Annotated in this window: 13 protein-coding genes and 1 riboswitch; of the genes, 6 read left to right on the forward strand and 7 right to left on the reverse strand. The window is 73.8% G+C overall.

Features of this window, described 5'->3' with window-relative positions:
• From ACWDSL_RS47680 to thiO, 5 genes are all read right to left on the reverse strand, one after another.
• Nucleotides 1–793: protein kinase domain-containing protein (locus ACWDSL_RS47680; RefSeq protein WP_450495277.1), on the reverse strand; the 793-nt coding region annotated here is incomplete at its 3' end.
• Between the two features lie 120 nt (nucleotides 794–913).
• Nucleotides 914–1,375: an SRPBCC domain-containing protein gene (locus ACWDSL_RS47685; RefSeq protein WP_450495279.1), complete on the reverse strand. Its 462-nt coding sequence runs from the start codon at nucleotides 1,373–1,375 to the stop codon at nucleotides 914–916.
• Nucleotides 1,376–1,400: 25 nt separating this feature from the next.
• A complete protein-coding gene (locus ACWDSL_RS47690; protein WP_450495297.1) occupies nucleotides 1,401–2,228 on the reverse strand; it encodes a thiazole synthase in 828 nt (275 codons plus the stop codon).
• A gap of 43 nt (nucleotides 2,229–2,271) precedes the next feature.
• On the reverse strand, nucleotides 2,272–2,472 hold the full coding sequence (gene thiS / locus ACWDSL_RS47695) for a sulfur carrier protein ThiS (protein WP_450495298.1): 201 nt from the start codon (nucleotides 2,470–2,472) through the stop codon (nucleotides 2,272–2,274).
• 32 nt (nucleotides 2,473–2,504) lie between these two features.
• Entirely contained in the window at nucleotides 2,505–3,710 is a 1,206-nt protein-coding gene (thiO, locus tag ACWDSL_RS47700; RefSeq protein WP_450495281.1) for a glycine oxidase ThiO, read from the reverse strand.
• Nucleotides 3,707–3,820, reverse strand: a riboswitch (TPP riboswitch). Its footprint overlaps the gene before it by 4 nt.
• A 105-nt stretch (nucleotides 3,821–3,925) precedes the next feature.
• Between thiO and ACWDSL_RS47705 the strand changes: the two genes are divergently transcribed.
• The 5 genes from ACWDSL_RS47705 (at nucleotide 3,926) to ACWDSL_RS47725 (ending at nucleotide 8,599) form a co-directional block, all read left to right on the forward strand.
• On the forward strand, nucleotides 3,926–5,176 hold the full coding sequence (locus tag ACWDSL_RS47705) for an NAD(P)/FAD-dependent oxidoreductase (protein ID WP_450495283.1): 1,251 nt from the start codon (nucleotides 3,926–3,928) through the stop codon (nucleotides 5,174–5,176).
• A gap of 114 nt (nucleotides 5,177–5,290) precedes the next feature.
• Nucleotides 5,291–5,656 (forward strand): Rv2175c family DNA-binding protein, encoded by a 366-nt coding sequence (locus ACWDSL_RS47710; RefSeq protein ID WP_450495285.1) that lies wholly within the window; start codon nucleotides 5,291–5,293, stop codon nucleotides 5,654–5,656.
• A 222-nt stretch (nucleotides 5,657–5,878) separates the two neighbouring features.
• Nucleotides 5,879–6,547, forward strand: coding sequence for a thiamine phosphate synthase (gene thiE, locus ACWDSL_RS47715; RefSeq protein ID WP_450495287.1), 669 nt, complete (start codon nucleotides 5,879–5,881; stop codon nucleotides 6,545–6,547).
• Nucleotides 6,548–6,700: 153 nt separating this feature from the next.
• On the forward strand, nucleotides 6,701–7,618 hold the full coding sequence (gene metF / locus ACWDSL_RS47720; RefSeq protein WP_450495289.1) for a methylenetetrahydrofolate reductase [NAD(P)H]: 918 nt from the start codon (nucleotides 6,701–6,703) through the stop codon (nucleotides 7,616–7,618).
• A gap of 39 nt (nucleotides 7,619–7,657) precedes the next feature.
• The gene (locus tag ACWDSL_RS47725; RefSeq protein ID WP_450495291.1) at nucleotides 7,658–8,599 is read left to right on the forward strand and encodes a hypothetical protein; all 942 of its coding nucleotides are present in this window, start codon (nucleotides 7,658–7,660) and stop codon (nucleotides 8,597–8,599) included.
• A 117-nt stretch (nucleotides 8,600–8,716) separates the two neighbouring features.
• On the opposite strand, the gene ACWDSL_RS47730 is transcribed toward ACWDSL_RS47725, so the two are convergent.
• Together ACWDSL_RS47730 and ACWDSL_RS47735 are read right to left on the reverse strand one after the other, a co-directional pair.
• Nucleotides 8,717–10,324, reverse strand: a complete 1,608-nt coding sequence (locus tag ACWDSL_RS47730) for a phytoene desaturase family protein (protein WP_450495292.1) — start codon at nucleotides 10,322–10,324, stop codon at nucleotides 8,717–8,719.
• A gap of 374 nt (nucleotides 10,325–10,698) precedes the next feature.
• Nucleotides 10,699–11,376: a TetR/AcrR family transcriptional regulator gene (locus ACWDSL_RS47735; RefSeq protein ID WP_450495294.1), complete on the reverse strand. Its 678-nt coding sequence runs from the start codon at nucleotides 11,374–11,376 to the stop codon at nucleotides 10,699–10,701.
• 272 nt (nucleotides 11,377–11,648) lie between these two features.
• Here ACWDSL_RS47735 and ACWDSL_RS47740 point away from each other — a divergent pair, with 272 nt between their 5' ends.
• On the forward strand, nucleotides 11,649–12,173 hold the full coding sequence (locus ACWDSL_RS47740; protein WP_450495296.1) for an SAV_6107 family HEPN domain-containing protein: 525 nt from the start codon (nucleotides 11,649–11,651) through the stop codon (nucleotides 12,171–12,173).
• The last annotated feature ends 116 nt before the right edge of the window (nucleotides 12,174–12,289 follow it).

Here is a 12,289-nt window from a genome sequence, read left to right on the forward strand (position 1 = left end):
CGGGGCGCTGCCCGAGCTCGCGCGCGGTGGCCGCGGCGACCAGCCCGTCCAGCTGCGCGGCGACCCCCGGCGCGAGGGCGGACGGCGCGGGCACGTCCTCGTTCAGCCGCTGGTAGAGGACCTGCGCCGGGACGGTGCCGGTATGCGGCTTGGCGCCGGTCAGCATCTCGTAGAGCATCACGCCGCAGGCGTAGACATCGGCGCGGGTGTCGGCCGTGCCGTGCTCGATCTGCTCGGGCGCGAGATAGGAGACGGTGCCGAGCAGCGTGCCGGTGGACGCGTTGGTGTTGGTGTCCACGGCCCGGACCAGCCCGAAGTCGGCGACCTTCACCCGGCCGTCGTCGCCGATCAGCACGTTCTCCGGCTTCATGTCCCGGTGGACGAACCCCGCGCGGTGCGCCGCCCCGAGCGCGGCGAGCACCGGCTCCAGGATGTCCAGCGCGGCCCGCGGCTGCAGCGCGCCGCGCTCGCGCAGCACATCGCGCAGCGTGCACCCGGCGACGTACTCCATCGCGAGATAGACATGGGAGCCGTCGGTGCCCTGGTCGAAAACGCCGACCACATTGGGGTGGGCGAGCCTGGCCACGGACTTCGCCTCGCGGATGAAGCGCTCGACGAAGGCGTCGTCGGTGGCGAGCGACTGATGCATCACCTTGAGGGCCAGCACGCGGTCGAGCCGCGTGTCGACGGCGCGGTAGACCGTCGCCATGCCGCCCGCGGCGATGCGCGCCTCGACGCGATAGCGGCCGTCGAGCAGCTGTCCGACCAAGGGGTCATGCAGGGTCGTATCCACGAGAGAGCAGTCTACGAGTCGACACGACACGCAAGGTCACCTGCCAGGCCCGGGAACGGGACTGGTGCCGAACGGTGACACCGGGTGCTGCGGTCTTGGCGGCGCGGCGGCGGGTCGGTCCTAGTTGTGCGACGCGGCGGCCAGCGCGGACAGCTCCTCCAGTGCGGTGGCCCAGGTCGCGGCGGCGTACTCCGCGTGCTTGGCCTTCGCGGCGTCCGGCACCGCGAGCTCCTGGATGCCGCTCTCGGTCAGTCGGAGCCGGGTGCCGGGGCCCTCGGCGGAGAGCGCGAACTCCACCAGGGTCGAGTCGCCCGGTTCCGCGCCCAGGGCGCGGTCCGGCTCGCTGGCGAGCCGGAAGCGGAACAGCGCGTCCGGCACCGACTTCTCCACCCTGCCGTGGAACTCCCCCTGCTCATCCCAGCGGAAGCGGAGCGTCCCGCCGGGGCGCGGGTCGATTTCGCACCCCTCGAACGCGTACCAGACGCGGATGTGCTCGGGGGTCGTCAGCACCCGCCATACGCGGTCGACGGGCGCTTGGACGTACACCTCGCGCTCGATCCGGTCGGCCACCATGCCACCCATGTCACCACGCTAACCGCTCACCGCCCTACCCGAACGCCGGGCGCTCCGGGTCCAGCGCGGCCAGCCCCTCCCCGGGTGAGGAGGCATGGGCGAAATGGCGGCGCGGGATACGGCCGGCGCGGTGGGCCAGCCGGCCGGCCCGGACCGCATACCGCATGGCCTCGGCCATCAGGACGGGCTCCTGGGCGCGGGTGACGGCGGATGCGAGCATCACCGCCGCGCAGCCCAGCTCCATGGCGAGCGCGGCGTCCGACGCGGTGCCCGCCCCAGCGTCCAGGATCACCGGGACCGTGGCGCGCTCGACGATCAGCTGGAAGTTGTGCGGATTGCGGATGCCGAGGCCGGAGCCGATGGGGGAGCCCAGCGGCATGATCGCGGCGCAGCCCACGTCCTCCAGCCTGCGGGCGAGGACCGGGTCGTCGTTGGTGTACGGCAGGACGGTGAAGCCGTCGTCGACCAGCGTCTCGGCGGCGTCCAGCAGCTCGACCGGGTCGGGGAGCAGGGTGCGCTCGTCGGCCACCACCTCCAGCTTGACCCAGTCCGTGCCCAGCGCCTCCCGCGCCAGCCGGGCGGTCAGCACCGCCTCACCGGCCGTGAAGCACCCGGCGGTGTTGGGCAGCACGCGGATGCCGTGCCGGTCGAGCACCGACAGGACCGAGCCCTGGACGGTGGGGTCCAGGCGGCGCATCGCGACGGTGGTCAGCTCCGTACCGGAGGCGAGCAGCGAGCGCTCCATGACCTCCAGGCTGGGCGCGCCGCCCGTGCCCATGATCAGGCGGGAGGAGAAGGCGGTGCCCGCGATGGTGAGCGGGTCCGGATCGGGGTCCGGGCCCGGGTCCGGGGCGGGGCGCATGGTGGCGTACGTCGTGTTGTGCATCGTTTCGGCCATCTGGGGTTCAGCCTCCTTGGACCGCGGTGAGGATTTCGACCCGGTCTCCGTCGCCGAGCGGGGTGGCGGGCCACTGGCCGCGCGGGACGACCTGTTCGTTGACGGCCGCGGCGACCCCCGAGCGCGCCGGGGTCAGCTCCGCGACCAGCAGGTCGAGGGTGGTGCCGCCGGGGAGTCGGCGGGGCTCACCGTTCACGGAGACGGTCATGGAGGCGGCGGTCGGGCCGGGCGTGGACACGCTCATAGGGGCTGCTCCTGCGCTACGGGGGTGGTGGGGCCGATGGGCGCGGCCGGGAAGCGCAGCGGGGAGAACGGCCGGGCCTCGTCCGGGAGTTCGCCGCACGTCAGCACCTCGGCCATGACGTCGCCCGTGACGGGCGTGAGGAGGACGCCGTTGCGGTAGTGGCCGCCGGCCACGAGCAGGCCGGGCAGTGCGCTCGGGCCGAGCAGCGGCGCGTTGTCGGGGGAGCCGGGGCGCAGCCCGGCGCGGGTCTCGACGAGCGGCAGCTCGGTGATGCCGGGCACCAGCTCATGCGCGTCGCGCAGCAGTTCGTAGACGCCGCCCGCGGTGACCGTGGTGTCCCAGCCGAGCTCTTCCGAGGTGGCGCCGACGACCAGCTCGCCGTTCTCGCGCGGCACCAGATAGACATGTCCGCCGCGCACCTCGGCCCGTACGGTCCGGGACAGGAACGGCGCGTACGCGGGCGGTACGCGCAGCCGCAGCACCTGGCCCTTGACGGGGCGTACGGGGGGCAGCGCGCCCTCGGGGACGCCCTCGAGCCGCCCGCTGAAGCTGCCTGCGGCCAGTACGGTTTGCTCGGCCGCCAGCAGTGTGCCGTCGGCGAGTTCGACGCCGGTGGCGCGGCCCGCCGCGAGCGTGAGCCGTTCCGCGCGGGCGCGGTGGAAGACCACGCCGGCCCGCTCGCACGCGGTCAGCAGTGCCGCCGCCAGCCGCCGCGGGTCGACCTGGTGGTCCCCGTCGACGCGCAGGCCCCCGCGTACGCCCGGCGCGAGCATCGGCTCAAGGCGCCGGCATTCGCGCCCTGTCAGCCACTGCGACTCCAGCCCGAGCCGCCGCTGGAAGTCATGGAGTTCGCGCAGGTGGGCGCGGTCGTCGGGGTCGAAGGCCACGGCGAGCGTGCCGCAGGTGCGGAAGCCGACGTCCTGGCCGCTCGCCTCCTCCAGCTCGGCCACGAACTCCGGATAGCGGCGCGCGGAGGCGAGGTTGAGGGCGAGCAGCGTCTGCTCGCCGTAGTGGAGCTCGGTGACGGCCGCGAGCATTCCGGCCGCCACCTGGGCCGCGCCGCCGCCCGGCGCCGGGTCGGCGACGGCGGTGCGCAGGCCACGCTGGGCCGCCCGCCACGCCGTGACCAGGCCGATGATGCCGCCGCCGACGACCAGCGCGTCGTACGGCCGGCCCGGCCGCGTACGTGATGATGCGTGCATGGGCGTAACGCCCCTCCCTTCGCCGGCATGACCCGGATCAGGTTCGTACGGTCGGAGGCCGCTCCAGCCTCCCTCTCAGCCCGCTGCGTCGGGCTCCCGCGAGTGCTTCGTCCCGCCAACCCTAGTACGAGCCCCGGGGTCCCGGCCGCTCCTGTGCCCGAGATCTCGTCAGTCGGTTCTCCGGTGCGCCCCCTGCGCCGCCCTACAGTGATCGTGTGAGCGATGAGACGACGAAGCCGGCGTCCCCGGGGGGCAGCGGGCAGCAAGTGGTGATCGTCGGCGCGGGAATGGCCGGGGTGCAGACCGCTGTCGCGCTGCGCGACCAGGGCTGGACCGGCGGCATTCTGCTGCTCGGCGCCGAGGCGCATCAGCCGTACGACCGGCCGCCGCTGTCCAAGGCCGTGCTGCTCGGCAAGGCCGAGGGCTCCGCCTTCGACGTGGACTTCGCCGCGCTCGGCGTCGAGCTGCGGCTCGGGGTGTCCGTGACCGGCCTGGACACCGGCGCCCGGCGGCTGGAGACCGCGTCGGGCCCGGTGTCGTACGACGTCCTGGTGATCGCCACCGGCGCCGAGCCGATCACCCTGCCCGGCGGCGAGGGCGTGCCCGGTGTGCATCTGCTGCGCACGCTCGACGACGCGGAGCGGCTGCGCCCGGTGCTCGCCGGGCAGCGCGAGATCGTGGTGGTCGGGGCCGGCTGGATCGGCGCGGAGTTCGCCACGGCGGCGCGCGAGGCGGGCTGCGCCGTGACCGTCGTGGAGGCCGCCGACCGCCCGCTGGCGGGCGCCCTCCCGGCCGAGGTCGCCGCCCCCATGGCCGGCTGGTACGCCGACTACGGCGTCGAACTGGTCACCGGCGCGCAGGTGGCCTCCGTGGACGAGCAGGGGGTGCTGCTCCAGGACGGCACCCGGCTGAGCGCGGACGCGGTGGTCGTCGGCATCGGGGCGCGGCCCGCCACGGGCTGGCTGGCGGGCTCGGGCGTCGAGCTGGCCCCGGACCGGTCCGTCGCCGCCGACGAACAGCTGCGCACCTCGGCGCCCGACGTCTACGCCGTCGGGGACTGCGCGTCGTTCCCCTCCGCGCGCTACGGCGCGCGGCTGCTGGTGCACCACTGGGACAACGCCCTCCAGGGGCCGCGCACCGTCGCCGCCAATGTGGTCGGCAGCCGGACCGCGCATTTCACCGGTTCGGTCTACGACCCGGTGCCGTATTTCTGGTCCGAGCAGTTCGGCCGCTTCGTGCAGTACGCGGGCCACCACGCCGCCGCCGACGAACTCGTCTGGCGCGGCGATCCGGAGGGCGCGGCCTGGTCGGTGTGCTGGCTGCGCGACGGGGCGCTGGTCGCCCTGCTGGCCGTCGGCCGTCCGCGCGATCTGGCCCAGGGCCGCAAGCTGATCGAGCAGGGCTCCCGGCTGGACCGCGCCCTCGCCGCGGACCCGTCGGTGCCGCTGAAGTCGGCGGTCCTGTGACCCTCGGCGCACCCCCGCGGCGACCTTGACCGGGGCGCGGCCGACGGCGGTGTCGACGGCGTCTTGCCCGGTGCCCGACTACCCACTGTCAGTCCCAGATGGCAGGCTTGTCCCGTGACCGAGATTGACGCAAAGATCGATGCTCTCGTCCCCGCCTGGCTCACCGTCCCCGACATCGCCGAACGGCTCGGTGTCGAGGTGACGCGCGTGCGGCAGCTGGTCAAGGAGGGTCAGCTGATCGCCGTGCGCCGTGGCGAGAATCGGGTGCTCCAGGTGCCCGCCGAGTTCATCGGTGACGGAAAGGTCGTCAAGGGCCTGGTGGGCACCCTGACGCTGCTGAGGGACGACGGCTTCAGTGACGAGGAGATGCTGGAGTGGCTCTTCACCCCGGACCCGAGCCTGCCCGGCACCCCGGCTCAGGCCCTGCACGAGAATCGCGGCACCGAGGTCAAGCGCCGCGCCCAGGCGCTCGCCGTCTGAGCCGCCGCTGACCCACCGCACCATCCGCACCATCCGCACCATCCGTACCGTCCGTACCGTCATCGTCTGAATCAACACCCGCGGCGTACGGGCCGGCCGCTCCGGTCCGTACGCCGCCGACACGCCGCCCACACACGGCCGGAACGCTGCCGATCCAGCCGACCGTCCAGCCGACCGTCCAGCCGCCGATCCAGCCGCCGATCCAGGGGGAAAGCCGTCCCAATGGCCGCCGCCACTGCCACCGCCACCGCCCGCGAGCAGCTTGCCGACGCCCGGCTCTATCTGTGCACCGACGCCCGCCGGCGCCAGGGCGATCTGCCGGAGTTCCTGGACGCCGTCCTGGGGTCGGGGGTGGACATCGTCCAGCTGCGCGACAAGGGCATGGAGGCCCGCGAGGAGCTTGACCATCTCGCGGTGTTCGCCGACGCCTGCCGCCGGCACGGCAAGCTGCTGGCGGTCAACGACCGGGCGGACGTCGCCCATGCCATCGGCTCCGATGTGCTGCACCTGGGCCAGGGCGATCTGCCGGTCCCGGCGGCGCGCGCGATCCTCGGCGCGGATGTGCTGATCGGGCGGTCCACCCACGCACCGGCCGAGGCGGAGGCCGCGGCCGCCGAGCCGGGTGTCGACTACTTCTGCACCGGGCCCTGCTGGCCCACCCCCACCAAGCCGGGGCGGTCCGCCCCGGGCCTGTCGCTGGTGCGCCACACGGCCGCCCTGAAGCAGGCCCCGCCCTGGTTCGCCATCGGCGGAATCGACGCCTCGAACCTGGACGAGGTGCTGGAGGCGGGCGCGCGGCGGATCGTCGTGGTGCGGGCGATCACCGCGGCCGCGGATCCCGGCGCGGCCACCGCCGAGCTGGCCAAGCGGGTGCGCGCTCGCGACCTGTGAGAGATCTGTGGCTCTGCCCGTCGTCGGCCCGTCGTCGTCTCATAGTGGTCTCATCGTCGGCAAAGTGTCCGCAGTACGGACCAAGACCCGGCGAAAGGGATATAACACCCCCGCCCGCTGTCCGTGTGCCGCACCGCTGGCTAACCTTCCCGTATGGCCCTTGGCACAGCCTCCACCAGGACAGATCGCGCGCGGACGGTGCGTGATCTGCTCGCATCAGGCGAGCAGTCGTATTCCTTCGAATTCTTCGCCCCGAAGACGGAGAAGGGAGAACAGACGCTGTGGAACGCCATCCGTCGGCTCGAAGCCGTCTCGCCGACCTTCGTCTCCGTGACCTACGGAGCGGGCGGCTCCTCCCGTGAGGGGACCGTGCGCGTCACCGAGCGCATCGCGACCGACACCACGCTGACCCCGGTCGCGCACCTCACCGCCGTCAACCACTCCCGCGCCGAGCTCCGCAACGTCATCGGGCAGTACGCGGGCGCCGGAATCCGCAACATGCTGGCGCTGCGCGGCGACCCGCCCGGCGACCCGATGGGCGAGTGGGTCCGCCACCCCGACGGCGTCGGCTACGCCGCCGAACTGGTCGAGCTGATCAAGGAGTCGGGCGACTTCTGCGTCGGCGTCGCGGCCTTCCCCGAGATGCACCCGCGCTCGGCGGACTGGGACACCGACGTCCGCCACTTCGTCGACAAGTGCCGCGCGGGCGCGGACTTCGCGATCACCCAGATGTTCTTCTACGCGGAGGACTATCTGCGGCTGCGCGACCGGGTAGCCGCCACGGGCTGTACGACGCCGATCATCCCTGAAATCATGCCCGTCACAAACGTGAAGCAGATCGAGCGCTTCGCGCAGCTGAGCAATGCCGCCTTCCCGCCCGACCTCGCGGAGCGGATTCTGGCGGTGAAGGGCGACGCCGCGGCTGTACGCTCGATCGGAATCGACTACGCCACGGAATTGTGCGCGCGGTTGATGGCCGAGGAGATCCCCGGACTTCACTTCATTACGCTGAACCACTCCCCGGCGACGCTGGAGATCTACGAGAATCTGGGACTGCATCAGCGGTCCTGAGGACGGCAGCCGACGGGCGGCCGCACGAGAGGGGCGGGCATGGGCTGGACGGTCCTCTACATCGCGTTCGGCGTGGTCGCGCTGTGGCTGCTGGGAGAGGTGCTGCTGCAGTACAAGGCGCGGCTGCGCTGGCGGCTCCTCGCCTTCACCGGTTTCCTCGGTGTGGTGGCCGGAGTGCTCATCCCGTCCGTGCCGGTGATCGGCGCGGGAGCGATCACCTTCGCGGTCGGCCAGACGTACGTCACGTTGTCCTTCCGGCGCGGCTTCGCCGCCGGGTGGGCGCTGCGCGGGGTGCCCGGCCTCAGCCGCAGGGAGGACGAGGACGCCCCGCCCCCGGTGGACGCCGACCCGACGCTCCAGGTCTCCGATCTGGAGGCGGTCCCGATGGCCGCACAGGAGCCGCCCGCGTACCAGCCGGAACCGCCCGCGTACCAGCCGGAGCCGCTGCCGGACGACACGGGCGAGTACGGCGTCTACGGCGACTCCGCCGCGCACGCCGCACAGAGCACGCCGGGCGCGGGGGCCGGCGGCTACGGCGGCTATGAGACCTACGGCGGCTACGCGGACGCGGCCCAGGGCCACAGCAACGGCCAGGACGTCTACGCGGACGCCGGGCAGTACGGCTACGGCGCCGGGGCGTACGCGGGCTACACCGACCCGTACGGCGGCTCCCAGCAGCCGGGGTACGACCAGCAGGGCGGTCAGCAGTACGGCGACCAGCACCAGCAGTACGCCGGGCAGTACTCCGCCTACGGCCAGGACCAGTACGGCGGCGGCGACGCGCTCGGCGACCACTACGCCGCGGAGCCCTCCTACGGCGGGCAGCAGCAGTACGCCCCCGACGCCGGGATGCAGCCCGGCGGGGGATGGGTCCCCCAGCAGCGCGACGGCGACGGCGAGCTTCCGCAGGACCAGTCGCAGTACCCGTACCAGCAGCAGGACTACAACAACGGCGGCTACGACGAGCGGTACCGCTACTGACTGACGCCGCTGCTGACTGACGGCTGAGCGCCGACGGCTCTCGTCGGCGCCGCGTCACTGCGGCAGCATCGCCGTATCAGCGCCGTACCGCCGCAGTGGTCGCTGCGGTCGCTGCGGTCACTCCGAGCCGCGCCAGTCCGCGCCGCCGACGATCAGGCCGGCCACCATCGTGCCGGACATCCCCGCATGGGCCGGCCCGCCGCCCGGATGCGCCCAGCCGCCCGCCAGATACAGGCCCGGCAGCCGGGTCGTGTTCGCGGGGCGCAGAAAGCGGCCCTCCGCGCCGGCCAGCGCGGGTCCGGGCACGGCGCCGCCCGTGGCGCCGGTGTCCGCGGCGGTGTCGGCGGGGGTGCGCACCTCGCGCCACAGGAGCCGGTCGCGCAGCCCCGGTATCGCCGCCTCGGCGACCGCCACGAGCCGGTCCGCGTCCTCCTCGGCGGCCGTGCCGTCGATCCAGTCGACCGGCCCGTGCGGGGCGACGGTCGCGGTGAGCGTGACGGCCTCGTGGTCCTCGTCGGGGCGGGTCGTGGGGTCGTCCGGGCGCAGCACGGTCACCGTCGGGCGGGGGCACGGCGCGCGCGTCCCGAGACCGGCACCGGGCCCGCCGGCTCCGCCGGGCCGGGCTGCCTCGCCGAAGACCGCCGCCAGCTCGGCGTCGCGATCCGGGGCGTGCACCACCGTGCGGTGCGCCGTGTCCTCGGGGCGCGCGCCGCGCAGCGCGAGGAACACCGTGAGCCGCCCCGCCGCCCCATCGCCGGGCCCACCGCCGAGCGCTCCGCCGCCGGGGCGCACATCGCCGTCGTGCCAGGGCTCGGCGCCGCCGAGCAGCGCGGGCAGCAGTGCCGGGTCGATGCCGGCCACCACCGCGTCCGCCTCCGCCACCGAGCCGTCGGCCAGCTCCACGCCCGCCGCGCGCCCGTCCTTCTCGACGATGCCGACGACCTCGGCGCCGAAGCTGAACCGCACCTTCCGGGCCCGGCAGCGCTCGTACACCGCGTCTGCCAGCGCCCGTATGCCGCCGCGCGCGTACCAGGTGCCGAAGGTCTGCTCCAGATAGGGCAGCACCGCGGCACTGGCCGGAGCGGTGCGCGGATCGAGGCTGTGCGCGAGCGCATGGCTCTCCAGCAGGGCGACGGCCCTGGGGTCCTTCAGCTCACGGCGCGCCACATCGGCGAGCGCGGCGGGTCTCCGGGCGGCTCCACCGCCCCGCCGGAACCACCCGGAGACCCCGCGCCGGACCGGCGCCGGATACGGGTCGCGGCCCAGGGTCTGCCAGTCCGCGCGCAGCGGCTCCTCGAGCAGCGGTCTGCGGGTGGCGTCCCACGCCTCGCGCGCCCGGTTGACCATGTCGCTCCAGCGCTCGCCCGCGCCCGCGCCAAACGCGTCGTCCAGCGCCCGGACGACCCCTGCCCGCGACGCGTTGGGCAGCGGGACATCCGTGCCGTCGGCGAAGAGGTGCCTGCTCGCGGGGTCGACCTGGGTCAGCTCGACGCACTGCTCCAGGGTCTCCTTGCCGGTCTTCACAAACAGATCGCGATAGACGGCGGGCAGATGGAGCAGCCCGGGGCCCGTGTCGAAGGCGAAGCCGTCCCGCTCGAAGCGCCCGACCCCGCCGCCATGAGTCTGCCCGCGCTCGTACACCGCCACCTGGTGGCCCGCGACGGCCAGCCGGGCGGCGGCCGCCATGGCGCCCATCCCAGCGCCGATCACCGCAATCCGTGCCATGACCGCGACTTTATCCGCCACCACTGACACCCGGGCACCCCGGGCACCGCGGCCTGGGGACAACCGCCCAGGGCTTGAGTACCGGTACCTAGGCGGACAGATGAGTAGCCGCGCGGATGGGGCATGACCTGCGCGGACGGGAGAGTGGTGGACGCGGAAGGGGCGCGGCGCCGGACCGCCGACACGGGGCGGCGGAACGGCGTGGCGACCTTCCGAGTGGGGGGGAGACCCCCCGGGGGGACACAGGGGACGGGGGCCCGGCCACTGCTGGGGGCGCCCCCTGTTCCGGTGCGGATCGATCGGGGTTCGAACCGCACCGGAACAGGGGGTCCCCCTGGCGGTAGCTGGGGGAACCTCTCTGGGTTCAGTCAGGCTCAGCCCGGGGCCCGGGCGCTCTTGGCGGGTGCTCCGGCACCCTGGGCCGGGGCTCCGACACCTTTGGCCGGGGCTTCGCCCACACGGTGCTGCAGCAGCCGGGACAGCGCGGCGTGCACATCGTCCAGCGACCGCTCCGGCTGATACGACTGCCAGTCCAGCGCCGCCACCAGCACCATCCCGAACAGCGCCGAGGCCGTGAGCGGGATGTCGATGTCCTCGCTCAGCTCCCGCGCGGCCACACCCTCCCGCAGCACCGACTCGATCACCGCTATGGCCTGCCGCCGCACCACCATCAGCGTGGGCTGCCAGGCCCGGTTGGTGCGCCACAGCTCGGCGACGTACAGCTGGGTCAGCGAGGGGTGGCGGGCGATGAAGTGCAGCCCCGCGCGGACCATCGCGTCCAGCGCGTCGACATGGCTGCCGCCGCGGTCGGCGGTCTCGTCGGCGGCGCTCTGGAGCGAGGCGGTCAGCAGCTCGATACCGTGCCGCAGCAGCTCCTCGAAGAGCACGGTCTTGCTCGCGAAGTTGTAGTAGACCGTGCCCTTGGCCACTCCGGCCCGTTCGGCGATCTCGTCCACGGTGGTGGAGGAGAACCCCTGCTCCGCGATGAGGGTGACCGCTGCCTCGAAAAGCTTCTGCCGGGTGGCCTGGCGACGCGTGCTGCTGCTGTCCATGGCGCTGATTGTGCCCGCTGCCCAAGTGGTCCCGCTCACAGGCCCGTTCCCGGGACGATCATAGGCTCAGCTCCGGGTGAAGTCGCTTCACCGACCTGACCGGACGCGGCCGTGACGGCGAGACGCATCGTCGGGGCGGCTGGCCAATCGAACGCCATTCCGGGACGTTCGCGCAGGTCAGAGCCGATTGTCAGTGGTGTGCCCCACGATGGGTCCATACGGCGGTCGCCTTACCACATGACCGGCCGCCACGCGACGACAGGAGGTTCGTCATGGCCAGTACCGCCGCAGCGCGCCGGCACCGGGCCGCCGCCCCTGCCCCTTCGTTGACCGGTCCCGCGAGTGATGTCCACCCCGTGCTGCGCCGCGCGTCCGCGCCGCCCGCCGCCCTCGACCTGCTCGCCCAGGCCCACCACGGCCTGGAAGAGGCCGCCGGGCTGGAGACCGCCAATGAGCGCTTCGCCACCGCCCACCTCGCCGCTCTGCGCACCGCGGCCGCCGTGCTCGCCGTGCGCGGCCGCCCCGAGCCCACCGCGCGCCGCCGCGCGCGGATCCGCAGTGCCTGGGAAGTGCTGCCCGAAGTCGCCCCCGAACTGACCGAGTGGAGCGCCCTGTTCGCCTCGGGCGCCGACCGCAGGGCCCGCGCCGAGGCGGGCATACCCGGCGCGGCCAACTGCCGCGAAGCCGACGATCTGCTGCGCGCCGTCTCGATGTTCCTGCGCCTGGTCGAGCGGATGCTGGTCCTCCAGCCCTCGCTGCCGCAGCCGGCCGTGCCCGGCGAGAAGGAGGGTGCCTAGCGGCGGGCCGGGGGGGGGGGGGCGCCGCCTCGGCGCCCGCCGGCCCCGCGGGCCAACCTGGGGGGGGGGGGGGGGGGGGGGGGGGGGGGTCGTCCGGAGTGGTGGGGGCTGGTCCG

It is taken from the genome of Streptomyces sp. NPDC000941 (assembly GCF_053599555.1).

Excerpts from the sequence above, each read along its gene's own strand:
- thiE (WP_450495287.1), top strand. The coding sequence starts at position 5,879 with ATGGCCGCCGCCACTGCCACCGCCACCGCCCGCGAGCAGCTTGCCGAC.
- ACWDSL_RS47740 (WP_450495296.1), top strand. The coding sequence starts at position 11,649 with ATGGCCAGTACCGCCGCAGCGCGCCGGCACCGGGCCGCCGCCCCTGCC.
- ACWDSL_RS47730 (WP_450495292.1), bottom strand. The coding sequence starts at position 10,324 with ATGGCACGGATTGCGGTGATCGGCGCTGGGATGGGCGCCATGGCGGCC.
- thiS (WP_450495298.1), bottom strand. The coding sequence starts at position 2,472 with ATGACCGTCTCCGTGAACGGTGAGCCCCGCCGACTCCCCGGCGGCACC.
- thiO (WP_450495281.1), bottom strand. The coding sequence starts at position 3,710 with ATGCACGCATCATCACGTACGCGGCCGGGCCGGCCGTACGACGCGCTG.
- ACWDSL_RS47685 (WP_450495279.1), bottom strand. The coding sequence starts at position 1,375 with ATGGGTGGCATGGTGGCCGACCGGATCGAGCGCGAGGTGTACGTCCAA.
- ACWDSL_RS47725 (WP_450495291.1), top strand. The coding sequence starts at position 7,658 with ATGGGCTGGACGGTCCTCTACATCGCGTTCGGCGTGGTCGCGCTGTGG.
- metF (WP_450495289.1), top strand. The coding sequence starts at position 6,701 with ATGGCCCTTGGCACAGCCTCCACCAGGACAGATCGCGCGCGGACGGTG.
- ACWDSL_RS47735 (WP_450495294.1), bottom strand. The coding sequence starts at position 11,376 with ATGGACAGCAGCAGCACGCGTCGCCAGGCCACCCGGCAGAAGCTTTTC.
- ACWDSL_RS47690 (WP_450495297.1), bottom strand. The coding sequence starts at position 2,228 with ATGCGCCCCGCCCCGGACCCGGGCCCGGACCCCGATCCGGACCCGCTC.